Source organism: Sphingobium aquiterrae, from assembly GCF_037154135.1.
Classification (GTDB): domain Bacteria; phylum Pseudomonadota; class Alphaproteobacteria; order Sphingomonadales; family Sphingomonadaceae; genus Sphingobium; species Sphingobium aquiterrae.
The window spans coordinates 1-23,725 of sequence record NZ_JBANFL010000011.1 but is presented as its reverse complement, the minus strand read 5'-3'; the positions used below and the strand labels follow the sequence as shown (position 1 = coordinate 23,725).

The following is a 23,725-nucleotide window of genomic DNA, read 5'->3' as shown; positions in this document are numbered from 1 at the left end:
CCTCCGATCAGAAGCGTTCGGGCCGCAGCAGCGCCGCGACCAGATAGACGAGCAATCCGGCCGCGGTCAGCGCGGCCAGGGTGAGATCGATGTTCATGGCAAATTCCCCATGGTAAATTCGCTCAGGCGCTGTCGGCGAGGCGGAGATAGGCCAGCGTCGCGGCCACGATGCCGAGCGAAAGGCCGATCCAGAGAATATCCTGCATGTCAGCGCCCCTTTTCAGGCGCGGACCGGGTTGTGACGAAAATGTGCATCATGGCCTCCACATGCCGATGGAATGTGGGAGCCGATTAGGCGCTGGACGCATTTGAAAACGAGACACAGCGCCGGGAGGTCGCATATGTTTTGCATATGGAATGCGACATTTCGCCAGCGGACGGGCCCGACGGGGCCGCCGGGATGACAATGCATGCTATCGGCTCGGCACATCCCGAAAGCGGTGCCGTCGCCCTTGCCTAGGGCGGATCGACATTCAGAAGAGGGCAGGTTGGCTACAGCCAGGAGGACCATCGTCATCCTGAACGTGTTTCAGAATCCATCGCGCCTCCTGAAGCCATCGCGCATGTGGAGGAATGGATGCTGAAACACGTTCGGCATGACAAATTGGAATAAACATAGCTCAATTATTCAAGAGAGTTGAATGTCGATTCGTCCTAGAATTGCACGTCGATGATGAGCGTGTCCGTATAGGTTCCGGCGGGCAGCGAAGATCCCCCCGGCAGGATGGCCGCCTTATAGGTGTATATCTGGTCGACCGCCCCGGTATAGACGCCTGCATTGGTCGTCGCCAGGGCGCTGCTGCGTCGTTCTGCGCCGATATTGCCCCAACGCGTTGTGGACGATGCCGGATAGTAGATTTCATAGGGGATATAATTGCCATTATATCCCAACCGCCGCGTGGCGGAGAAATGCGTGCCGTTGTCGATGCCCACGGAATAGGCGGCGTCCTTCGTGCAGCGGATGGCGATGGATTGCGTGACGGGGTCGAAGCTGCCCACAAATGCGGCGCTGCCGAAGTTCAGCGTGGGCGCGGTGATGGCGCAATCGTTCGTCACGATCATCGTCACATTGACGATGCTGGTGGTGGTGCCGTCATCGTAGACGCAAAGCCCGAGCGCGCCCAGCGCGCACAGATGCCAGCTCCAGTTCAGGCTGATCGCGCTGCTATAGGTGCCGGCGGCAACCCGCGCGCCCGGCGCCGTTCTTATATAGATGGGCAATGTGCCGTCGCTGGCATTGAACAGCGACAGGATGCCCAGGAAGGTGGTGCTGCTCCAGTCGATCTGGCTGCCGACGGCATAGGTCGCGCTGCAACCGGCGTCCTTGCAGATGACATAGGGGATATAGTCGCCGCTGGCCGCATTGTATAATCGCGCCTGCGTGCCGTTGCTGTTGGTCACGCTGGCGATGGTCGCATGGATCTGGTTTGTCGAAATGATGGACAGCAGGCTGCCGGTGCAGGCAAAGCCGGTCGATCCCGATGCATTCTGGGGGGTGGATTCGACCGTGAAGGCGTTGACCGAGCCCAGGCTGACGGTGCCCGATTGGGTCGTGCATCCGGCATGGGCGGGGGGCGAGAATATCGCCAGCATGGCGAACAGGGCCATGGCCAGCAGCGCGGAGACTCTCGCCCTGGGGAAGGTGCCGATCACCGGCATGTCAGGGCCCCGATCTTCGCGATGCCCTGCGTCGCCATGTCATGGGCGAAAGCGACGGTGCATGATGTGCCGTCCGATAATGTGGCGGTGAGCCGGTTGTCGGCCTTCACCCCTTCCAGATAGGCGAGCCCGTCCCAGCCGACATAGATGGTCGCGCCATCGTCGGTGAGGATCGGCGTGCCGGCCTTCAGATAATGCCCCTGGCTGTCGACCAAGGTCAGGGTGGCGGCGGCCAGATGACGGACGGGGAAGCGGACGATGCGGCCGCTGCCAAGCTTGACCGCCACCTGCTGGGCGACGACCGGCGTGGAGACGTCCGAGGGAAGATCGAGCGGGTCGATCTCATATTTGGCGCTGTAATAGGCGCTCGCCCAGGGGATGAGCAGCTGCCCGTCGCCGTTCGTCCTGCCGATCTCCTGATTTTCATAGCGTATCGGTATGCCGGCCACGCCATCGGTGCTGACCAGCACGAAGGCGTCGTTGATCCGATTGGCAGCGAACATGCCGCCGTCCATCAGCACCAGCGATCCGCTGACGTCGCTCCACCGGGTCTGGCTGCCGCCTCCGCCATACAGACCCGCCTGCACCTGCAACGCCTGTGCCCGCCATGTCAGGTCGGCCTGATATTGCGCGCCGTCCCGGTCGCTGCGCGTGGCGGTCATGCCCCATCCCAGCCCGCCTGCGCTGGGCACCGACCGGCTATAGGCCATGCGCTCGCGAACGGCGCTGTCGCCTGTCCTGTCGATGCCGGCAATGGCCGTCCCCATCCGGCCGAGCGGCACGACCAGTTGCAGCATCGCGCTCGTCCGGCCGCGGCCGGGCTCGTGATTGCCCGACAGGTAGAGGCTGCTGCGGCCCCACAGGGATTTATAGTAGGAAAGGCCGAACAGCCGGAAGCGGTCGTCCCGATCCTCGGATTCGACATAGCTTGCCGCCAGCGTCCCCAGCGTATCGCCAAGCACGATGCTTGCTGTCGCCTGCGTCTGTTCCTTGGCGAACCGGAAATTGGACAGGCCATAGCCCGAAAGATCCATGAAATCCCGGCTGCGGCGGGTATGCCCTGCCATCAGGGTGATGCGCCGGTCGCTATATTGGTAGCCGAATGTCAGCTGGCTGCCGGCCTGCCCCTCATGCTGGCTGAATGTCGTCGATGCGTTGAGGACGCCCAGATTGCCCAGCCGCAACACGCCGCCCGCGCCGACCAGCTTCAGCGATTGCGCCGCCTGCGCCTGCGCCTCAAGGGTCAATGCACCGCTCAGGCCATAGCGCACCGCGCCGCTGGCCGCCGCCTCGCCATAGGAAAAGCTCCTGATCGCATAGTCGCGTCGCACCATGCCCACCGAAAGGGTGTAGTCGGCCAGCCCCGGCCGCAGCAATGTATTGGCGACATAGAAGGGGACGGATGTGCTCACCTGGCGCCCCTGCGCGTCCGTCGTCACCATCACGGCTTCGCCGGCGCCGTTCACATAGGGCACGTCGCTCAGCATGAAGGGGCCGGGCTGGAGCGACTGGCTCGCCGTCTTATGGCCGTTGATGAACAGGTCGAGCGTCGTCGGCACCGATGCCTTGCCGGCAAAGATCGGCAGCGGATAGGTCACGATATCCGGCCTGACCGCGAAATCGCGGGAAATCTGGACGCCCGCAAGCCGGGCCGGATTGCTCCATGCCAGCGTGCGGGTCACGAAATCGCCGACCTCGTAGGTGCGGATCTTCTCCTCGTCCACAAAGGTCCAGCTGGTGTCGTGGCGGACATAGCCGTCCTGTCCGCCCGGCCCCGACAGGCGATAGACGCCCGTATTGCGGACCACGCCGAAACTGCCGAAGACCCTGATCTCGCTCGCGACGGACGCATAGGTCGCGTCGCCGTCGCTGTCGGCGACATAGACGTCATAATTGAGCAGGGCGCCCGTGCTGCTTTCCGGCCTTATCCGTTCGACCGCGCCGCTCTGGCTGAATGACTGCTGCGGCAGCCAGTCGTCGGGCACCTGCAGCAACAGCCGCTGGGCGCGTTCGTCATAGGCGAGGGCGATGCCGGGCACCCCGGCCAGGTCGACCTGCCCCGCGGGAAGCGTGTCGATGTCGAAGCCGACATAGCGCAGGTCTTCCGCCGCGATCAGATATCTGCCCCGCTCCATCAGCACCGACATGGTCCGCCCTGTCGCCATGCCGTTGACGACCAGTTCAAGCTGCAGCTGCATGGCGGGCAGCTGCGTCATCGTCTGCGGCGGCGGCAGCCCGGCCAGCACCGGCGACGGAGCCGCCGCGCCAGCCAGGGCAAATGCCGCCAGACAATGCCGCAGGCGCGCCATGTCGCGTTATCCGTCGGTACATTCGGGAAGGACGATGCGGGCCCCGCGCGTGGGGCCGGAGAGGGACAGCGGCTCGCGGCCGGTCACGCCGGCGGGCAGGGGCCACGCCATGCTGCTGCCCGCCAGCACATAGCCCAGCAATCCTTCCGCCAGCGGGGCCGCGCGGCCGGGAGGTGCGAAATGCACGTCGACCAGGCGGGCATGGGAAGGCCCGCTGTTGCGGATCTGGACGAATGTCCTGCCGGCCCGCTCCACCAGGGCGCAGCGCAGCGTGGCGCCTGCCGCGCTGGCCGGCGCGCCGCCGCCGCCGTTCCGCCTGGGCTGTCCGCCATAGACGAACAGCGGGATCGAATAGCGCATCTGGAATTTGATGGCGTGCGCCTCGCGCGGGGGCGTTGCCGGGCTCCGCGCATCCGCTGCGCCGGGCGAGGTCGGATCGACGGGAATCTCGTCGATGACGATCCGGAAGGCGCTTTCGCCGGCCGGGCGCACGCCCAGCATGTTCGACAGACGCACCAGTTGACGCGCCTTGGGCGGAATGGAGACGACCGGTGGGCTGGCGACGACGGCGGGCTGGCCGTCATAGACGTCCTCGCCCTGCGCCTGTGTCCAGCCGAACAGCCTCACCTGGATCAGGGCGGGCGCGTCGCCGGGATTTTCCAGCCACAGCGCGCCGGACGAGCGATCCGCCTCGATCACCGGGTCTATCGGCCAGATGCGCAGCGAAGCGCCGGCATGGGCCGTGCCCGGTGCCCACAGGCACAGGGCGGCGCCCGCCAGAAGCAGGAGGGGGGAGGGCGCGCCGGGAAGATGCTTGTTCATGGCCTTCCTTCACCAGTTCAGGGTCACGACGATGGTGTCGCCATATGTGTCGGGCGGCATGTTTCCGGGCAGGGTCATCCGGCCGTAGAGCGGCAGGCTGATCTGCGAGGCCGCGCTGAAACTCACCGCGATGGGCTGGTTCGCCAGCACTTCCTGGCTGAAGGCGGCGTCGCGATAGAGGCGATAGGGCAGGCGGTCGCTGCTGTGCGATGCCTGCAGGTTGCGCGTCGTGCCGCCATGCAGCCCCGCGTCGGTAGTCATGGTGAGCGTGACATCGGGGGTGCAGCGCAGTTCGACGCTGGCATCCTGCGCCATCATCGCCGTTGCCGGCCCGGTGGCGAGGGCGGAATGCGTCCCGAAATCGAGCGTGCCGATCTCGCCCAGGGATGCGCCGCCGGCGGGAAGCGCGCGGTTGATCTCGCAGCCCGAGACGATGGTGGCCGATGCCTGGAACAAGGCCGATGTCGCCGCCTCCGCCGCCGATGGCAGCGCGGCGACGCTCGCCATGGCGATGCCCAGGGCGCGCGCCATCATATCCCGGCGCGGTACGCCGGGCAGGCTGTTCCCGCGATGTCGCATGTCAGAATGCCAGCATGACGGAGATCGTGTCGGTATAGGTTCCGGCGGCAAGGCCGGATATGCCCAGCGCCCTGCCATAGACGGGAATGTGCTGGATGCTGCCGTCCGCCGTGATCGTGATGCTGGCGCCGTTGGCCAGGACAGTGTTGAACGCGGAATCCCGGTAGATGTCATAAGGCACGAACAGCGTGCCATCGGACATCGCCCGCCCCGAGCCGCCGATCGCGGCATCGTGGAGGCCGCCCGTGAACGTCAGGGTGGCGTCCGCGCCCGGCGAGCACTGGACGGCGATCTCGCCGCTGCCATTGCCGTTCACCTGGGCCGTCGCGCTAGTAAAAAGGGTTGAATGCGTCCCGAAGTCGAGCGTGCCGAAATCGACATTGCTTGTGCCGGTGGAGCCATTGACTTCGCAAGCCGAAGTCAGGGTGATCGTGGCATCTACGGTACCAGAAACATTTTGGGCAATGGCCGGCGTGCCAAGGGCGCATCCTGTTATGGCGATGACGGACGATGTGATATTAAACAGCCTGCTCATGCTATCCACACCTTTCAAGATCATAAATATGTCAATCCTGTCATATTTATTCTGACTATTTGGCAGTATTCTTGAATTTCTTTTGATTTTTATGCCACATGAATAGTAAATGAACTTTTAATTCTGAAATTTTTTCAGTCGTTTAAGCGGCTGGACGCGCCCGCCGGACGGTTCGACGGGTTCGGTAACAGGCGATGGTCCGGACCTCTCGGTCGATCGGTGCTTATGGCGTCGGCTTTCGGCGTCGGCCTGCGTGATCCAGAACAGGGTTTCGCCATTGTTCCAGCCGACGACCTCGCCGAACTCCCCCCATTCCCGCTCGAAATCCATAACCCCCGGCAGCCGGTCGTAAAAGGCCCTCGATCCGGCAAGATCGCCAACCCGTACCGCAAGATGATCGATGCGGATAAGCCGAGCCATTGGCTGCTTCCTCCTGATCCGCTCGCGCTCCAGCACCGGATATCGAACAATATCTTCCGTCACTTTCATGCTATAAAGACGATCGGCAGGTCGGGAATGCCAGCCGAGCTGCCCGGTATGGAACGATGAAGGAAAAAGAGCTTCGCCTGGCCTTGGTCTTTTATGGCGGCGTGTCGCTCGCCATCTACCAGCATGGTGTCAATGTCGAAATCCTGAACCTGATCCGGGCTTCCAAGGCTTATCACAAGGCGCGATCCTCCACGGCAGGACCTGTCGACGCCAATGCCGAGGTCCATCCGGCGAAGGGCAGCCGGACAACGTCCACCGAGGCGATCTATGTCGACCTGCTCAAGCTGATCGGCAGATCGCTGGACCTGCGGATCATCATCGACGTCATCACCGGATCGTCCGCCGGGGGGATCAACGGCATCGCGCTTGCCCGTGCCATCGCCCATGATCTCAGCCTGTCGCCGCTCACGGAATTATGGTTCGCCAAGGCGGATCTGAAACAGCTGATCGCCCCGGATGCACGGGCCGGGCCGTGGAGCAAATGGTATTTCTGGCCGTTCATGCGGCCGCTAATGACGCATCTCTCCCATGAAGGCATGCTCCCTCGCAATCCCGATGCCGAGATCCGGGAGAGAATCTCCACCTTCCTCCGCTCGCGCTGGTTCAAGCCGCCGTTCGACGGCCCCTATTTTTCCAATCTGCTGCTGGATGGCCTGGCCGCGATGGAGAGCGTCGGGAGCGCCGACGCGACGCTGCTGCCGCCGGAGGTCAGGCTGGATCTGCTGATCGCCGTGACCGATTATTATGGCTCGCAGCAGACGGTCTTCCTTCATGATCCGGGGGAGATTTACGAGCGCGAACATCGCCAGTTCCTGCGTTTTTGCGCGGAAAGATCGGCAACAGGTCGCTATAAATCCGATTTCGAGTCCGCCAATATCCCGTCGCTCGCCTTTGCCGGGCGTGCTTCAGCCAGCTATCCAGGGGCGTTCCCGCCGGCGCAGATCAAGGAGATGGACGGAATCATCGCGAGCCGGAGCATGGACTGGCCGGAGCGCGAGAATTTCCTGAACAGCAATTTCGCTTATTATCAGGATATCGGCATGCAAAGGGATGCCACGACCCTGCTCGACGGCAGCATTCTCAACAACAAGCCGATCCTTGCCGCCATCGAGGCCATCCGCACCCACAGCGCCTATCGGGAGGTCGATCGCCGGCTGGTCTATATCGACCCCCGTCCGGATCGGCCGAATATCCCGTCCATCACCAAAGTCCCGGGATTTTTCACGACCCTGCGCAGGGCATTGAGCGATCTGCCCCGGCACAGTCCGATCTACGAGGAACTCGAAGAGACAAGCCGGTTCAACGATCAGGTCAGCCGCCTGAAGGCCATCATGCAGATTTCCCGCCCGCAGGTCGAAGCGCTGATCGAAGAGACGACCTCGGGGGAATTGACCGGCAGGATCACGATCGAGCAGCTCCGGCACTGGCGGCTGACATCGAATACGCTCCTGTCTCAGACTGCCATTGTCTACAATGCCTGGATGAGGGCGCTGGTCCTGGAATCCGCCGATGTCCTGAGCGAAATCATCATGCGGAAATGCGGCTATCGACACCGGTCGCGCCATGCGCACTGGATTCACAAAGTCATCGAGGCATGGTGCGGAACGCAGGGCATGTTCCCGGAAAACTACAAAATTCCGGTGAGCGTCGCCAAGGATGCCGAGCTTCCGGCATTTGGAAGATTCATCGTGGATTTCGGGGCGAAATATAAAAGGAGAAGAATTACATTCATTCTTCAGGATATTAATAGGCTTTATGAAGATAAGGAAATATTATACGGTTGCGGCACTTCCCCAGAACAATTGGATAATTTGAAGAGGGAGATCAGCCATTGTCTTAAATCTATCTCCGGTTATGACGATATTGAGATTTCCCATGCGGGTTTTGCAGATTTAATCGATGTTCTGTTTAAGGGCGTGCCCTCCGATGCCATGCCGAGCCCCCAAATATTCGTGGCGCAAAACCAGGCGGCGCTCTCCGAACTGGTCCTGGCCGTGGGCAAGGAATGCGGACTGGTGGGCGCGAATGAGGAGCTGGACGCGATCCTGGCCTCGCCCCTTGTCTCTGAAATGGGGCCAAATTGCCGTCGGGTCGTCCTGACCGGCTATCTGGGCTTTCCCTATTGGGACGTCATTCTGCTGCCGGCCATGAGCGCTCTTGGCCTTGAGACAAGTGCCTTTGAGGAAGTGCTTGTCGATCGCATCAGTCCGAATGACGCAAAGACGATCTGCCCGGATACGGAAGCCAGCCGCTTGCGCGGCGCCTCGATGATCGGCTTTGGCGGATTCCTGAGCCGCAGTGCCCGCGAAAACGATTATTTATGGGGGCGCATCCACGCCATCGATCGGCTGTTCGATATTGTGACCAGCACGGCGGCATCCGAATTGGCTGACGTGCATCCGGATTTGCGCGCCCTCAAGAAGAGGGCCTTCCAGGCGATGCTGCATCAGGAAAGCGGCCGGCTTACGCACATTCCGGACATTTTGGCGGCGGTCGACGCCATCGTGGAAGGGCTGTGAAAGCGGCGATGCCTTTTGCATTTTCCGGGGAAATATGCTATCAAGTCTTCGCCATTTGTGCATTGCACGGCCTGCTGCGGCACAGGGCCGCGACACGATGGCGTGCAATCAGGATCATGTTGCAATGGATATGCAAATTGCATGTCGCATCCGGGCGTTGCGCTTTCGGTTGTTTCGAAGACGTCGAAAGCATGCGGCAGAGCTTGAATACGCCATAGACCAATGGGTTACTGAGACTTCCGATCTCGAATTTCTTTTCGAGCCCCCCGGAAAATGCGGCAATGACAAGTGATTCCGGCGTGGCGCTGCTCCCCGGTCATGCCTGTGTCGCGGGTTCGCGCGCGCATGGGCGAGGGGGAAGGGGCTGCTTCGGAGTGCCCGGAATAAGGGCTGGACGTCTGGGATAAGGCGCAATAACGCTACCGCCGCCCCCGGCGATGGCGCTTTTACGGGGAAACGGCACAGCGGAGCGTCAGGCCGCCGCCAATACGCCATCATAGGCCGGATCTTCCAGCGCAAGGCCCGCCCCCATGGCAACGCAGATCAGGGGATCTTTGGCGACCTTGACCGAAAGGCCCGTCGCGGCGGCCAGTGCTTCATCCATGCGCCCCAGGAGCGCGCCGCCGCCGGTCAGGGTAATCCCTTCCTCGATGATATCCGCCGAAAGCTCGGGCGCGGTCTGCTCCAGTGCCGACAGGACCGCGCTGACGATCTGCGCCACCGGTTCCGACAGAGCCTCGCAGATTTCCGCTTCCGAGATATGCAGTTCGCTCGGCCGGCCATTGACGAGATCGCGCCCCTTGACCCGCAGCATCGTTCCGGGGCCATCGGGCATGACCGCCGAACCGATTTCATGCTTGACCCGTTCCGCCGTCATTTCGCCGATCATCAGATTGTGCCTGCGCCGGATATAGGATGAGATCGCATCGTCCATCTTGTCCCCGCCGACCCGCGCCGAATTGCTGTAGGCGATGCCGCGCAGCGACAGGACGGCAACTTCCGTGGTGCCGCCACCGATATCGACGACCATCGCCCCGATAGGTTCCGTGACCGGAAGCCCCGCGCCGATGGCCGCGGCCATGGGTTCCTCGATCAATCGCACATGCGAAGCCCCGGCATTGGACGCGGCATCGCGGATCGCGCGGCGTTCCACCATCGTGGAGCCGGAAGGCACGCAGATCACGACCTCATAGCGGCGCGGCAAACGGCTGGGGCCGCCCAGCGCCTTGTCTATGAAATGCTTGATCATCTGCTCGGCCACGTCGATGTCGGCGATCACGCCGTCGCGCAGCGGGCGAATGGCCTGGATGCCGCTGGGCGTCTTGCCCATCATCAGCTTCGCCTCATCGCCCACCGCCTTGACCCGGCGCAGGCCATTGAGCGTTTCTATGGCGATGACGGACGGTTCGTTCAGCACGATGCCCTTGCCGCGCACATGAACGACGGTATTCACAGTTCCCAGGTCGATCGCCATATCGTGCGCGATCGCGTTAAAAAAGCGCGGCATTTTCATGAGCGGGACCAAGAGCGTTGGACGGGCTGGGGCAACCGAACTGCGGCCAACCGGTCAATGCTACGGCTGAGGTGGATGCGCCGGGGCAAAATCCGCGTTTGAACGTTGGAATGCCCGCTCTCGCTCACGGCACGCATCGCCTGACGTGCGCCCATATGCGCCTGTCGCGTGGCGGGCTTTCCCCTGGCTAGAGCCTGGAGGCGAGCGTCCGCAGGGCAGGGAGGGGAGAGGCTTCAAGAAAGGTCTTCATCATCTGCCGGAAGTCTGGGGTGCATGTCTCATCGGCTTTCATCAGCCATGCGGCCGCCTCGTCGGGCCTGCCGGCCTGCGCCAGCATCCGGGCATGGTTGAACTGGCCGCGAAAGTCGTCGCCTTCAGCGGCGCGTTTGTAGCATGCGGCCGCCTTGTCGATATCCTGCGGCACCAGCCGGCCTTCCTCGAAGAAGGCGCCGACGAAGTTGATCGACTTGGCGTGGCCGAGCGCCGCGGCTTTGCGGAACCAGTCCAGCGCCGCGCGCTCGTCCCTGGCGATGCCGGACCCAAGCCCCAGCGCACTGCCATAATTATACATGCCCCAATCGAGGCCGCCCTCGGCCGCCGCCTTGTAGCATAGGGTCGCAACCCCCTTGTCGATGGCGGTGCCCCAGCCTTTCTCATGGCAGCGGCCCACCATGTTGATCGCCATGAGATGCCCCGATCGCGCGGCCTGGAGAAACCATTTCAGCGCGGCCACGGGATCGGCCGCAACACCGCGACCGTCCAGCAGAATCTGGCCATAGAGCGCCTGGGCCTCGGGTAGGCCGGCTTGCGCGCCGGCTTGCAGAAGCCCGGCCGCCGCCTCCGGCGAGGTGGCGAGTTGCGTCCGCATCTCGTCCGCCGACATGGCAAGCAGGTCCGCCGCCGCTGTTCGATGCAGTGTCATGGGCGTCGCGCCTTTCCATTCCTTCGCCATGCTATTGCGAGCGCTTATCAGGAAGATGTTCCGTTGAACAGGCACGGAGGAAAAGAAGCGGGCGGATGCGATTGCGGATCGTTGCGGAGCGCCTGCGCATGGTGCTCCTCGCGCCGGCAACCGACGCCACGGACGGGCCAGCCGACGCTGCACCCGGGAGATGCGCGGCGTCGGCGGGACCATAAGCGAGACCAGGCAATGCCTGTCGGAGAAGGAACGGCGACTGCGGCATGCCCCGCCGGCCGGGCCATTGGCCACGGCCGGGCATGTCATTGTGCCGTCAGCGTCATCTCTGCCAGCAGGTTGGTGTCGGGGTCGAGGATCAGTTCGGCCGGCGCCTTGACAGCGGGGATCGTGAATGTCTGGGTCTTGCCGTCCATCTCGACCTTGTGAACCTGGAGGGTGCCGCGCGGCGCGTCGGCGATGCCGATCTCGACCGGCAGGCGATAGGCCGCGCCGGGCTGCGATTGCGTGACGGTCAGGCGCACGGCCTTGGTGCTTTCGTCATAGGTCCAGCGCGCATCGAGCTTGGGCGAATCGATCCGCGTCAGCCATTGATCGAAGAACCAGCCCAGATCCTGCCCCGACGCCTCCTCCATCGTGCGGCGCAGGTCCGGCGTGGTCGCATGCCCGCCGGCATGGCCGGCATAATAGGTGCGGATCGCCTTGAAGAAGACCGGCGACGTCACCTGCTGGCGCAGCATGTGGAGCACCCATCCGCCCTTCAGATATTGCACGCGGGTGAGGTCTGGGCCCGCCGCGTCGTCCACCGGGGTGATGACGGGATCGCGCTCCCGCCGCTCGGCGGCCAGCGCGCCTGTCCGCTCATTGCGGAGCGACGCGACGAAAGCATCGCGGCCGTCATAATGTTCGGCATAGAGATCGGCGAAATAGGTGGCGAAGGCCTCGCTCAGCCACACGTCGCCCCAACCCGCCTCGGTGATCGAATCCCCGAACCATTGATGCGCGATCTCGTGCGCGAGCAGGCCGGTGCGGCCGAGCACCGACGCCTCCTGTCCGCCGCGCCGCTGGATCGGTTGCTCGCCGTCGCGCGTGCCGCCGCCGCCATAGAAGATCACGCTCGCATGCTCGGTGCTCGAATGGTCGAACGGCGCCACCACCTGGCCCAGCTTTTCATAGGGATAGGGGCCGACCAGATCGCCGAAGAAGTCGATGGTGCGCCGCGCGACGGTGAAGCCGTTTTCGACATCGACCTTCTGCCCGACCGGTGCCCAGATCTGCAGCGGAATGCCGCGCGCGGTGCCGCCATAATAGGTCTGGAAACGCGCGATCGCGACGGCGTTGAGCCATGGCGTGATCGGCACGCCCTGCTTCCAGTGCGTCACCTTGCGCCCGTCGCCCAGCGAGACTTCGCTCTGGAGCAGGCCGTTGGCCGCGACCGAATATTGCTCGGGCGCGGTGATGACGAATTCGGTCGTCACCTTGGACGAGACATGGTCGAGCGTCGGCGCCCATTCGCGCATCTTCGTCGGCCAGTTCCAGGAGAAGATGCCGCGCTGGCCCGCGTCGGTGGTGCCAAAGCGCATTCCGTCCTGCGGCTCGCCCGAATATCGCACATGATATGCGCGGACCTCGCCCGGCCTGGGCGCGGTGCCGGTGAGGATGGTGAGCCTGGCGCCCTGATGGGTATAGCGTACCGCCGCGCCCTTCTCCGTCACGGAGGCGACCTGCATGCCGCTGCCATCGGGTCGCCGCGCGGCGAGATCGAGGAAGAAGCGGTCGACGCCCGCGGCGGCGAAGCGCACGGTGATCACCGTCTCGCCCGCGATCTTGTGGCTGTTGTCCGCAACTTCGACGTTGAAGACATAATGTTCGACCGAAATGCCCGGCTGCCGCTCATAGGTTTCGGCCCCGGCGGCCCCGCTGCCCAGCGCCACGCACATCAACGGTACGGCAAGCTTCAACGATCGACGCATCTCATTCCCCTTCCTGGAGCGATTTTCAAGCGACCGGGATCGGTCGCCGGTCAAGAAAGCGCGGTCAACCCGGGCCATGGCGCGGCCGATCCGATGTCATCGGATCGCAGGCCGCGCCGGAACGGCGGACCGCGTTTCGCTTATTCGTGCATCAACGCGGCGACGCGGTCGCCCCATAATCTGGGCCGCATCGTCGTGCCGTGGCCGACCGTCTCGGGCCCGAACGGGATCATCATGAACTGCTCTGGCTTGAGCTTGGCCGCCATGCGCGGAACCTCTCCGGCAAAGGGATCGTTCACGAAGTCGTCCTGGCTGTTGATCCACAATATCCTGGCCTTGATCTTGCCCAGGTCCGGTTCGGGATTGTAGTCGCGCGAGGCGTCGAACTGATAGATCATGTCGTTGGCGTCCTGCCGCGGCGCGCTCTGCACCAGCCGATCGATATGGGCGTCGACGGCTTCCCGGTTCGGGAACTGGCGCTGCAGGGTCTGCGCGGTCGAGGTGGAGAAGCTCAGGATGAAATTGGCCTCGCGCAGGCCATAGACCGGGGGCGTGGTGTAGTTGCCGTCCATATAGGCCGGATCGCTCTTGATGCTTTCGATCAGCATCTTGCGGAACATGCGGTTCCGGCCGGCGATCGCGGTGGGCGTGCAGGCGAGCGGCAGGATGCGCTTCATCGCGTCGGGATAGGTGGTTGCCCACACCCAGGAATGCATGCAACCCATGGACTGGCCGCCGATCAGCTCGAACCTGTCGATGCCCAGATGGCCGGCCAGCGCACGCTGCGCGTTGACCATGTCGAGATAATTATATTTGGGGAAGGCGGCCTTGAGCCCGTCGCTGGGTTTCGCACTGCCGCCATGGCCGATGCCGTCGGGCATGACGATGAAATATCTGGCGATGTCGAACATCTGGCCGGGGCCGAACACCTCGTTGCCGAACGCCGCGGAGGCCATGCCGCGCCCGGTGCCGCCGGTGCCGTGGAGCAGCATGATCGCATTGGTGACATGGCCCTGCGCGTCGCGCCTGGGCGTGCCCAGCGTTGCATAATGGATGTTGAGCCTGGGCAGGGTCTCGCCGGTGTGGAACCTGAAGTTCGGCGCAGCATAGTCGGCCTCCACGGTTTTCCATGGCGATGGCGGGCGCTGGGGCATGGCTGCCGGTGGTTCCGGCGGGCGCGCCGCTTGCTGGGCGGCGGCACCGCCCGCCATCCCCGCCAGGGCGAGTGCGGCGGTGCCGAGGATCATGCGCCGAAGAGTCGAAATGGTCCGGTTCATTTGCTGGCCCTTGCGAAGATGGTGCGGGAGCATGATCAATATGCTGCCTTGACGCCGACGAAGAACTGGCGCCCGATGATGTCGCCATAACCGGCGCTATAGGGGAAGGACGGCTGCTTGTTGGTGAAGTTGTTGATGCCGGCGCGCAGCGTATAGCGATCCACGGTGACCTCCGCCGAGATGTTGTGGCGGGTGTTGCCGGCCACTGGCAGGACCGAGGCGTTCTCGACCGTATCGGTATAGTTGATCTTCTCCGCCGGCAGGATGTAGGCGCTGTAGCTCAGCCGGAACGGCCCGATGGCATAACGGACGTCGGGCTTCCACACCCAGCGCGGCAGCGACGTCGTGTCGTCGATCCGGACGATGTCGAGGCCCGTCACCGATGTGATCCGGAGCGTGTTGTGCGTGGCCTGCAGGCTGAGCGTCAGCGTGCCTATATTGCCCCTGGCGCCGAACAGGTCGGCCAGGTCGGCGCGGTAGCTCGCGGTATAGATCTCGCCATGATATTTGAGATAGCCGGCGTTGAAGGTGGTCGCCCGCGCAGAGGCGAGCGTGCCGTCCGGATTGAAGGAGAAGGTGCTGCAGATGCTGGGGGCCGGGTTCGGGCTGTCGAAGCAGGTCGATAGGAAGGACGAGGACGAGAAGCTCGACAAGGCCTCGTCGAGGCTGAGGCGGATGCGGTCGGCGGTGAGCGTCAGGCCGGGGATGAAGCCGGGCTGGAACACGAAGCCCAGGGTGAAGGTTTGCGACGTTTCGTTCTTGAGGTCCGGATTGCCGCCGGTCGTCACCAGCACCCTGCGGAAGGTGCCGCCCAGATCGAAGAACCCGGCAAGGCGCGCGGCCGCGGGCGACCCCGCGGGCAGCGCATCGGTCGCGCCATAGGTCGGGTTGGCCTGGAACAGGGCGAGGCAGTTATTGTAGCGCGCGGTGGGATTGGAGCCGCTCGCGATGGATGCGTTGGAGCAGGGATTGGTGGCGGTCGCAACCGCCGTGGTCTGCGGCTGGAGCAACTGGTTGAGGTTCGGTGCGCGGAAGTTGCGGCTGAGCGAGGAGCGGATGGTGAGCCCGCGGAACACGCCCCAGCGCGCGCCCAAGCCCCACACATTCTCGCGGCCGGCCAGTGAATCGTTGACCAGGCGATAGGAGCCGTTGATCTCGAACGAGTCCACCAGCGGCAGCGTGAAATCCTCGCCCACGAGCGGGATCAGCAACTCGCCGGCGATTTCGTTGGTGTGGTAGCCGCCCTTGAACGGCAGGAGCTTGGAGCCCGCGCCGATCAGCCCCAGGCGATCGGCCTCCAGCGGCGTGGCGTCCACCTTCTCCTGACGATATTCATAGGTCAGGTTGAACTTCGCCATGCCCCCCGGCAGCTTCACCACGTCGCCGCTGAAGCTCAGCAGGGCATCGGTCTGGTCGTTGACATAATTGGGCAGCACGCTGCTCTGGTTGGTGCCGCTCTGCACGGTGACATAGCTGCGCGCGGCTTCGGTGATGTTGTCATGCCCGAACAGGTTGATCGGCACGCAGTTCGGATCGGTGACGGTCAGCTGGTTGATGCGGCACACCGTCTGTCCGGCACTGTTCCTGACCGCATCGGCCGCGTTGCGAAGCCGGATCTGGTTGAGGTTCCAGCCCTGATAGCTGGTATCGACGCGTGCCCGGCTGACCGAGGCCGACCAGTTGAACTGGCGGTCCAGCGCCTCGAACTTGCCATCCAGCGCCAGCAGGCCGCGATAGGTCTTGGTATCGGTCCGCAGGTTGGTGTCCGGCATGATATTGTCGAGGAACTTGCCGAGATAAAGCGGACCGCCCGCCGCGAAGCTGGGCGACGCCGCGCTGAGCTGGGAGAGGACCGCGGGGGCCAGATAGGCGTTGTCGCGATAGACCGCGAACGAAAAGGTGCCGCCGGCCGCCGAACCGGTATTGTCGAACTGCATCGGGCGCATGCGGGCGAGCGGATCGTTGGCGACGGTGCGCGCGTACAGAAGCTCGGTGGAAACGGTGATGTTGTCGGTCAGGTCATAATGACCGACCATCGTGCCGGAAAGCCGCTCGATGCCCGCGAACAGGGTCGACTTGGAGTTATAGGCCACGCCGTCCCCGCCCTGGGCGAGGTTGGAGAACACGACCGTGCCCGTGTCATAGGGCACCAGCGCCGTGCCGGCCTGGTTGAACTGGACGTAATTTCCATTGACCTTGAGCAGCGAGCCGAGCGTCGTGCCGGTATTGGCCCAGAACATGCCGTTGTAGCTGGACGACCAGGTCTTGGTATCGGTGAAATAGACGGTCGCCGGGATGCCGTCGGTGCCGGTCTTGTTCGCCGGGTTGGTGCCGGGGAACGGCACCAGGCGCGACGCCTCACGATCGGGGAACAGCAGCGCGTCGGACTTCGAATAGTCGACGTTCACCGCGATGTTGCCGCGCCCTTCCTTGAAGTTGGTGCCGAATGTGCCGCGCAGGCTGTAGACCGGATAATCGCCATGCGAGGAGATGCTGTACTGGCCGTCCAGCACCATGCCCTGGAAATTGCGCTTCAGCACATAGTTGATCACGCCGGCCATGGCGCCCGATCCGTAGACGGCGGCCCCGCCGCCCTGCACGACATCGACCCTGTCGATCAGCCCGAGCGGAATGATGTTGGTGTCGACCGCAGCATCCTCCAGCCCGGACCCGGTCGTGACCATGCGGCGACCGTTGACCAGGCTGAGCGTGCGCCCGGCGCCGAGATTGAACAGGTTGGGATAATTCTGCACCGTCACCTGGCTGCCGATGCCGGTGTTGCGCGAATAGGACGGCGTGATCGAAGGGATTTCGTTCAGCGCCTGGCCGATCTGGGTAAAGCCGCGCTCCTCGATCACGGCCGGGCTGATGATGGTCACTGGCGCCGGCGTGGTGGTGTCGCTGGTCCGGATGCGCGATCCCGTGACGGTGATCTCCTGGCTCTGCGCCGCCTCGCGGGACGATGCGCCGTTCTCGGGAGGAGTGGCCGCATCCCGTGCGGCGGGCGCCTGCGCCGCATCCTGCGCCATCGCCCAGCCCGGACCCGTCAAAATATAAAGCAGCGCCGCCCCTGTGAGCAACTTCGATTTGGTGGAACGTCCATCCCCATTCGACATAACAGCCCCCTGTTGTCATATTTGTAGAAGATTTACAGTATACGATCATCGGTGCTCGGCTTGTCAAGTCGATCGGGCAAAGAAATATGACGGGATTCCGAGGGGGATGGAGCGGGCGCGGCAGGCCCGCGCCGCAGGTTATGGCCGGGACGACATCCCGGTGATCGATGCCCTTGATTCCGCGACGCCGTCGATAAGGGCGGCCATCGCCACGCATGCGCCAAACCCGGGCGGTTCGCGCAACTCTCATGCTGGTAGCGCTGGCCGACCGGGGGAGGGGGCATGCAGCGAAGCTGGCGGCGCGCGCAAGGGCGCGCTGGCGAGGGAAGGCTGCCTTTATGCCCGCCGGTCTGCTATAAGCCCGGTGAAGGCAAATGTTCGTGGAGGGTGTGATGCGCCTGATTTCATGCGTGCCATTCGCATTTCTTGTGGCGGCACCGGGAACTGTCCCAACACCCGATTGGAGCCATGCCGATCAGGCCGAGGTGACGTTGTCGAATTTCAAATTCGCGCCACGCTCGCTCCATCTGAAAGCCGACCGGCCGGTCATCCTCCATATCGTCAATACGGCGTCCGGAGGGCATAATTTCACGGCCAGGGCATTTTTCGATACGGCCGCGGTGCGGCCGACCGACGCAGCGATGATCCACGAAGGCACCGTCGAAGTGCCCGAACATCAGAGCGTCGATATCGGCCTGGTGCCCAGGGCCGGGCAATATCCGCTCAAATGCACCCACAGCTTTCACCGGATCTTCGGGATGAAGGGCGAGATCATTGTAGGCTGACGGATCTGGAAGGCGCGCCGGCCCGCTTTTCCGCACAATATTCCAGGGGCGATCGACCCTAGTCGCGCGGCATGGGGCGGACGAACAGCACCAGCACCACCGCGGCGGCGGTGAGCAGGGCGATCAATTGCCAGGCGTCGTTGATCGCATGGACCAGCGCGGCCTTTTCCACCAGCGGCCGGACCATTTCCTCGGTGAACGCGTCGGGCGGTTCGCCCAGTTGCTCGATGAAGGCGGCGCGGGGGATGCCGATCCCCACGGCGGTGGCGATGTCGCCGGCACGCAGCTGGGCGACGATCTGCCCGGCATGCGTTGCACTGCGGCTGAAGATGACGGTGTCGATCAGCGCCAGCCCCACCGCGCCGCCCAGGTTGCGCATCAGGTTGAACAGGCCGCTGCCATCGGCCACGAGCGGCCTGGCGAGCTGGCCCAGCGCCAGCCGGGTCGGGGGTAGCAGGCAGAACATGATCGCCGCGCCCCGCACGATCTGCGGCAGCATCATGTCGGCGGCGTCGGTGGCCTGCGTCTGGCGCGTGCTGAGCAGCAACCCCAGGGCGAACAGCCCGAACCCGGCGAACGTCAACAGCCGTGCATCGAGCCGGCGTTCGAGGAACACCGCGAACGGCGCGGCCAGCAGCTGCGCGATTCCCGTTGCCAGCATGATCTCGCCGATGCGCAGCGCGCCATGGCCGCGCACCAGGCCAAGGAAGAACGGCATCAGATAGGTCGAGCCGTACAGGCCGATCCCCAGGACGAAGCTGAGCACGCAGCCGATCGTGAAATTGCGATCCGCAAAGCATGTGATCTCGACCAGCGGCCAGGCCGAACGCAGCGTCTTGACCACGAAGAATGCGCTGCCCAGCGCGAATACCGCCAGCAGCGTTAGCACCCGCGGCGCATCCCACCCAAGCACTGGCGCGTCCTTGAGCCCGATTTCGAGCGCGCTCAGCGCCAGCGCCAGCGCGACCAGCGCCGCCGGATCGAACGCGCGCGCCTGGCGCTGGTCGCTTGGGCCCCCGCGCAGCATTGCCGCGGCACCGAACGCGGCAAGGAGACCGGGCACGATGTTGATGCGGAACAGCCAGTGCCACGACCAAGTCTGCGTGATCCAGCCGCCCACGATCGGCCCGACCGTGGGCGCAAGCACCGCGGCGACCCCCGCGATCGTCGTCGCTATGCCCTGCAGGCGCGGGGGGAACAGCAGGAACACCGCCGAGAACACCGCCGGGATCAGCGTGCCCCCGGCAAAGCCCTGGACGATGCGCCAGCCGATCAGCGCGGCGAAATCCTGGCTTTGCGCACAGCCCGCCGAAGCGACGGTGAAGACCGTCACCGCCAGGACAAACAGCCGGCGCATGCCGAACAATCCGGTCAGATAGCCCGTCAGCGGGATCGCGACGATCTCGGCCGTGAGATAGGCCGTCTGCACCCACAGCATCTGGTCGGGCGCGATCCCGAGCGCGTGCTGGATCGTGGGCAGCGATGTCGCGACGATCTGGATGTCCAGGATCGCCATGAACATGCCGATGCACATGATGACGAACCCTATCCATATCCGCAGGCCGGGATTGGGCATCATGTCGTCATTCATGCAGGGGCTCTGCGGGGAGAATCATGATCGCCATGTGCTGGTCGCCGGATATGTTCGCGCGGAGATGGTGGAACGGACATTGCGCGGGTTCGTTTCTTATGCAATCGAAACTCACCGGCAAGCCGGACAGACAGGACGGGTATGACAACGCCGGTAACGCTTCTTTCGCTTGCCACGGCGAGTCCGCCACATGTGCTCGATCAGCATGTCGCGCTGGCCGCCGCGCGCGATCTCATGGCGCATGAATTCCGTGATTTCGAGCGGATGACGTCGGTCTTCGCCAATGCGGGTATCCAATATCGGCAATTGGCCCGGCCGGTCGAATGGTATCTCACCCCGCACGACTTCACCGAACGGACGGCGGTCTATCTCGAAGTCGCGCTCGACCTCTTCGTCTCGGCGTCGGAAAAGGCGCTCGCCCAGGCCGGGATCGACGTGAGCGCGGTCGACACGATCATCACCGTGTCCTCGACCGGAATCGCCACGCCCAGCCTGGAGGCGCGCGCGCTGGGCCGCATGGGCTTTCGCAGCGATGTGGTGCGGGTGCCGATATTCGGGCTCGGCTGCGCGGGCGGCGTTTCCGGGCTGGGCCTCGCCGCCAAGCTGGCGCGGGTTGCGCCGGGCTCGACGGTTCTGTTCGTGACGGTCGAACTGTGCAGCCTGACGATACGCGATGCCACGGTGGACAAGGCGGATGTCGTCGCCGCCGCATTGTTCGGCGATGGCGCGGCGGCCTGCGTGGTTAGGGCCGGCGACGAGGGCTTTGCGCAGATCACCGACAGCGCCGAGAAGACCTGGCCCGATACACTCGACATCATGGGGTGGCAGATGGAGCCGAGCGGGCTGGGCGTGGTGCTGAACCGCGCGATTCCGGCCTTTGCGCGCCGCCATATGGCGGAGGCGATGGCACAGATGCTTGAGCCGCAGGGCCTGCGCACCGGCGATGTCGATCGTTTCATCTGCCATCCGGGCGGCGCCAGGGTGATCGATGCCCTGGAGACCGCGCTGCTGCTCAACCAGGGCGCGCTCGATCATGAACGCGAGGTGCTCCGCCTCCACGGCAACATGTCCGCGCCGACGGCGCTGTTCGTGCTCGACCGCGCGCGTGCGCAAGAACTGCCACCGCGATCGGTGCTGACCGCGCTTGGCCCCGGCTTCACCGCGAGCACCGTGACGCTGAAGCGCGCGGCATGATGCTGCCCTATATGATCATGGCGCTGGTTACGATCCAGCGGTTGGGAGAGCTGGCGATCGCGGACAGCAACACGCGCCACCTGCGCGCGCAGGGCGCGATCGAAATCGGTCGCGGGCATTACCCGGCCATGGTCGCGATCCATGCGTCGTGGCTGCTCGCGCTTTGGCTGATGGTCGGGGGACGTCCGGTCAACCTGCCGTTGCTCGGGCTGTTCCTGGCGCTGCAGGCGATGCGGGTCTGGGTGCTGGCGACCCTCGGGCGGCGCTGGACCACGAGGATCATCGTCCTGCCCGGCGCGCCGCTGGTCAGCCGCGGGCCGTTCCGGTTTCTGCGCCATCCCAATTATTGCGTGGTGATCGGCGAGATCGCGGTGCTGCCGCTGGTGTTCGGGCTGGTCGGGGTGGCGATCGTCTTTTCGTGCCTCAACGCGGCCATCCTGTGGGTGCGGATACGCAGCGAATCGCAGGTGCTATATGGTGGCACGGGGCAGGGGGCCTGACGGCTCAGCGCTTCCCGGCAGCCTCACGCTCGGCCTTGATGCGCAGCATCGCCGCGTGGCATTCAGTCGACGTCTGGCTGATCTTGACGATCATGCACGCCTCCACCTTCTTGCGGCTGAACGACTTCATCTCGGCCGGGCAGAGAGTCTTTGCTTCCCTGGCGCAGGCCTTCCTGGCCGGATCGGGCGCGGCGGCATGGGCGGTTCCGCCCAGGGCAGCGGCGGACAGCGTCACGCAGACGGCATGACCCTGGAAATGGCGAAGGAAGGCTGGTTTCATGGCGTGGCGAGTCCGCAAATCATGTACCGGTATTAGACACCGGAAAAGGGATGGCAGGTCAACATATCAGGCCGCGATCCGGCGCAGTTACCAATAAATTCGTGCATCGCCGGGCGCGTTTTGGCGCGCGTATGATCGCCTCGACCGATTTTTGTAACTGTCGTAAAAATGATATTTATCGCTATCATATGGCGTCGGTGAGCAGCGCGAGCAATCGCTGTCCCAACACGATCTCGACCCCGTCGGCGCCGAGTTGCCGGCGATCCGGTGGAAGCTGCTCAATAATGAACGGCTTCGGGAGAGGAACCCTCATCAGCGGGTCCTTGGTTCGAGCCTCGTCCCCTTGGGCTCGAACCAAGGACCCGCTGATTAAGAGACGCGGTTCCATTTGTCTCAAGCGATCTCAAATCGTCTCAAAATGCCAAGTGTGTTTTTATAACTCATTGTATATTTGATATATATCTATGAATGAGCGTACCAAGCTGTCTCAAACGGTTTCGCAGAAGCTTGCTATTTTGTTGCCCAAAATGTAGCCCTAAAGCGTCATGCTAGCCACGCAAAAAATTGAACTAACGAGCTTTAAACTCGATAATCTTCCGCCGGCCCAGGCTGGTAGCCGCTATGAGATTGCCGATGCGCTCATCTCAGGTTTGCGCATTCGCGTAAGCGATGAAGAAGTGGAGGGAGGGCGCTATCGCGGCAAGGCCTCTCGGATCACCTTCGTGCTGCTCGCCCGTTTTCCGCCGAGTCACAACCCGACCCGTCGCGCGATCGGAACTTATTCGCGAGGATTAGGAGGCGTGACGCTGCAACGGGCCCGCGAGATTGCAGTCGAGTGGAAAAATCTCATCCGGCAGGGCATCGATCCCGCCGAGATTTCGAGGCAGCAGCGGCTCGAGGAGGAGCGTCGCCGTGCCGAAACCGAGAAGCAGCGGTTGCAGGAAGAGGAGGCCGCTCGCAATCGCAAGTCTCTAAAAGATGTGCTTGACCGGTACGAGAGCGAGCATCTTGCCTATCTGGCTCGCGGAAAGGCTACGCGCAGGGCGCTTGACGGCGAACAAGGGCTGTTCAAAGACTTGGTCGATCGCGAGCCGGCTTCAATTACGCGCAGTGATATCTCGCAGGCAGTGAAGGCGAAAGTCGCTATCGCTCCCGCCTCCGCTAACCGCCAACTTGCATATGCCAAGGCATTCTTCAATTGGTGCGTAGACGAAGAAATACTGGAACTTAACCCTGCCATCAGGCTCAAGAAGCCGGCGAAAGAGAACACACGAGACCGCTACCATTCCGTGGACGAGCTTAGAGAAATCTGGGCGGCCACCGATGATCTCGGGTATCCGTTCGCACAACTCTTCCGCTTGCTCATCGTTGTGCCGATGCGCCGAGAAGAGATCGCCGCCATGTCGCTCAAGGAACTTGCACTTGGAACTGATGAGGAATCGGGGAGCGCCGTGTGGACGCTTCCCGCGCCCAGAACCAAGAATCGGAACGCGTTGCGGGTGCCGATATCGACATTGGCGCGATCGCTAATCAAAGAAGCGATCGATCACCCGGATCGACCGGCGAAGTCCGACTTTGTCTTTTCAACGACCTGTGGATCGGCGTGCAAAAAGGACCCCGTTAGCGGGGTGATCGGCGTCTAAAAGGGACCCCTCATTTCGATGGTTT

General features: G+C 63.5%; 20 protein-coding genes. 5 read left to right on the top strand and 15 right to left on the bottom strand.

Annotation, left to right across the window (positions count from 1 at the left end):
• Positions 1–7: 7 nt before the first annotated feature.
• The 7 genes from kdpF to WFP78_RS12890 form a co-directional block, all read right to left on the bottom strand.
• Positions 8–97: a K(+)-transporting ATPase subunit F gene (gene kdpF / locus WFP78_RS12920; protein WP_336962850.1), complete on the bottom strand. Its 90-nt coding sequence runs from the start codon at positions 95–97 to the stop codon at positions 8–10.
• A 557-nt stretch (positions 98–654) separates the two neighbouring features.
• Complete coding sequence (locus tag WFP78_RS12915) at positions 655–1,659, bottom strand: Csu type fimbrial protein (protein ID WP_336962848.1); 1,005 nt, start codon at positions 1,657–1,659, stop codon at positions 655–657.
• Positions 1,650–3,968 (bottom strand): fimbria/pilus outer membrane usher protein, encoded by a 2,319-nt coding sequence (locus tag WFP78_RS12910; RefSeq protein ID WP_336962846.1) that lies wholly within the window; start codon positions 3,966–3,968, stop codon positions 1,650–1,652. The genes WFP78_RS12915 and WFP78_RS12910 overlap by 10 nt, the downstream gene beginning before the upstream one ends.
• Positions 3,969–3,974: 6 nt before the next feature.
• Complete coding sequence (locus WFP78_RS12905; RefSeq protein ID WP_336962843.1) at positions 3,975–4,790, bottom strand: fimbrial biogenesis chaperone; 816 nt, start codon at positions 4,788–4,790, stop codon at positions 3,975–3,977.
• A 9-nt stretch (positions 4,791–4,799) separates the two neighbouring features.
• Positions 4,800–5,369, bottom strand: coding sequence for a Csu type fimbrial protein (locus tag WFP78_RS12900; RefSeq protein WP_336962840.1), 570 nt, complete (start codon positions 5,367–5,369; stop codon positions 4,800–4,802).
• 1 nt (position 5,370) lies between these two features.
• Entirely contained in the window at positions 5,371–5,904 is a 534-nt protein-coding gene (locus tag WFP78_RS12895; RefSeq protein ID WP_336962837.1) for a Csu type fimbrial protein, read from the bottom strand.
• Positions 5,905–6,021: 117 nt separating this feature from the next.
• Entirely contained in the window at positions 6,022–6,387 is a 366-nt protein-coding gene (locus tag WFP78_RS12890; protein ID WP_336962835.1) for a VOC family protein, read from the bottom strand.
• 62 nt (positions 6,388–6,449) lie between these two features.
• Here WFP78_RS12890 and WFP78_RS12885 point away from each other — a divergent pair, with 62 nt between their 5' ends.
• On the top strand, positions 6,450–8,912 hold the full coding sequence (locus WFP78_RS12885; RefSeq protein WP_336962832.1) for a patatin-like protein: 2,463 nt from the start codon (positions 6,450–6,452) through the stop codon (positions 8,910–8,912).
• A 472-nt stretch (positions 8,913–9,384) separates the two neighbouring features.
• On the opposite strand, the gene WFP78_RS12880 is transcribed toward WFP78_RS12885, so the two are convergent.
• The 5 genes from WFP78_RS12880 to WFP78_RS12860 form a co-directional block, all read right to left on the bottom strand.
• Positions 9,385–10,425 (bottom strand): rod shape-determining protein, encoded by a 1,041-nt coding sequence (locus tag WFP78_RS12880; protein ID WP_336962829.1) that lies wholly within the window; start codon positions 10,423–10,425, stop codon positions 9,385–9,387.
• Between the two features lie 187 nt (positions 10,426–10,612).
• Positions 10,613–11,347: a tetratricopeptide repeat protein gene (locus tag WFP78_RS12875; protein WP_336962826.1), complete on the bottom strand. Its 735-nt coding sequence runs from the start codon at positions 11,345–11,347 to the stop codon at positions 10,613–10,615.
• Between the two features lie 299 nt (positions 11,348–11,646).
• A complete protein-coding gene (locus tag WFP78_RS12870) occupies positions 11,647–13,314 on the bottom strand; it encodes a M1 family metallopeptidase (protein WP_336962823.1) in 1,668 nt (555 codons plus the stop codon).
• Positions 13,315–13,454: 140 nt separating this feature from the next.
• The gene (locus WFP78_RS12865) at positions 13,455–14,591 is read right to left on the bottom strand and encodes an alpha/beta fold hydrolase (RefSeq protein WP_336962820.1); all 1,137 of its coding nucleotides are present in this window, start codon (positions 14,589–14,591) and stop codon (positions 13,455–13,457) included.
• A gap of 35 nt (positions 14,592–14,626) precedes the next feature.
• Positions 14,627–17,707: a TonB-dependent receptor domain-containing protein gene (locus WFP78_RS12860; RefSeq protein ID WP_336962817.1), complete on the bottom strand. Its 3,081-nt coding sequence runs from the start codon at positions 17,705–17,707 to the stop codon at positions 14,627–14,629.
• A 392-nt stretch (positions 17,708–18,099) separates the two neighbouring features.
• Here WFP78_RS12860 and WFP78_RS12855 point away from each other — a divergent pair, with 392 nt between their 5' ends.
• Complete coding sequence (locus tag WFP78_RS12855) at positions 18,100–18,492, top strand: cupredoxin domain-containing protein (protein ID WP_336962814.1); 393 nt, start codon at positions 18,100–18,102, stop codon at positions 18,490–18,492.
• A gap of 58 nt (positions 18,493–18,550) precedes the next feature.
• Here the strand turns inward: WFP78_RS12855 and WFP78_RS12850 are convergent, their stop codons facing one another.
• Positions 18,551–20,083: a DHA2 family efflux MFS transporter permease subunit gene (locus tag WFP78_RS12850; protein ID WP_336962812.1), complete on the bottom strand. Its 1,533-nt coding sequence runs from the start codon at positions 20,081–20,083 to the stop codon at positions 18,551–18,553.
• 141 nt (positions 20,084–20,224) lie between these two features.
• Between WFP78_RS12850 and WFP78_RS12845 the strand changes: the two genes are divergently transcribed.
• Both WFP78_RS12845 and WFP78_RS12840 read left to right on the top strand, forming a co-directional pair.
• Positions 20,225–21,277: a type III polyketide synthase gene (locus WFP78_RS12845; RefSeq protein WP_336962809.1), complete on the top strand. Its 1,053-nt coding sequence runs from the start codon at positions 20,225–20,227 to the stop codon at positions 21,275–21,277.
• Entirely contained in the window at positions 21,274–21,777 is a 504-nt protein-coding gene (locus WFP78_RS12840; protein WP_336962807.1) for an isoprenylcysteine carboxyl methyltransferase family protein, read from the top strand. Before WFP78_RS12845 ends, WFP78_RS12840 begins: the two co-directional genes overlap by 4 nt.
• A gap of 4 nt (positions 21,778–21,781) precedes the next feature.
• Here WFP78_RS12840 and WFP78_RS12835 read toward each other — a convergent pair whose 3' ends face one another.
• Together WFP78_RS12835 and WFP78_RS12830 are read right to left on the bottom strand one after the other, a co-directional pair.
• Entirely contained in the window at positions 21,782–22,012 is a 231-nt protein-coding gene (locus WFP78_RS12835; RefSeq protein WP_336962805.1) for a hypothetical protein, read from the bottom strand.
• A gap of 229 nt (positions 22,013–22,241) precedes the next feature.
• Positions 22,242–22,370: a hypothetical protein gene (locus WFP78_RS12830; RefSeq protein WP_336962803.1), complete on the bottom strand. Its 129-nt coding sequence runs from the start codon at positions 22,368–22,370 to the stop codon at positions 22,242–22,244.
• A 232-nt stretch (positions 22,371–22,602) separates the two neighbouring features.
• Between WFP78_RS12830 and WFP78_RS12825 the strand changes: the two genes are divergently transcribed.
• A complete protein-coding gene (locus WFP78_RS12825) occupies positions 22,603–23,700 on the top strand; it encodes a tyrosine-type recombinase/integrase (protein ID WP_336962801.1) in 1,098 nt (365 codons plus the stop codon).
• Positions 23,701–23,725: the final 25 nt, after the last annotated feature.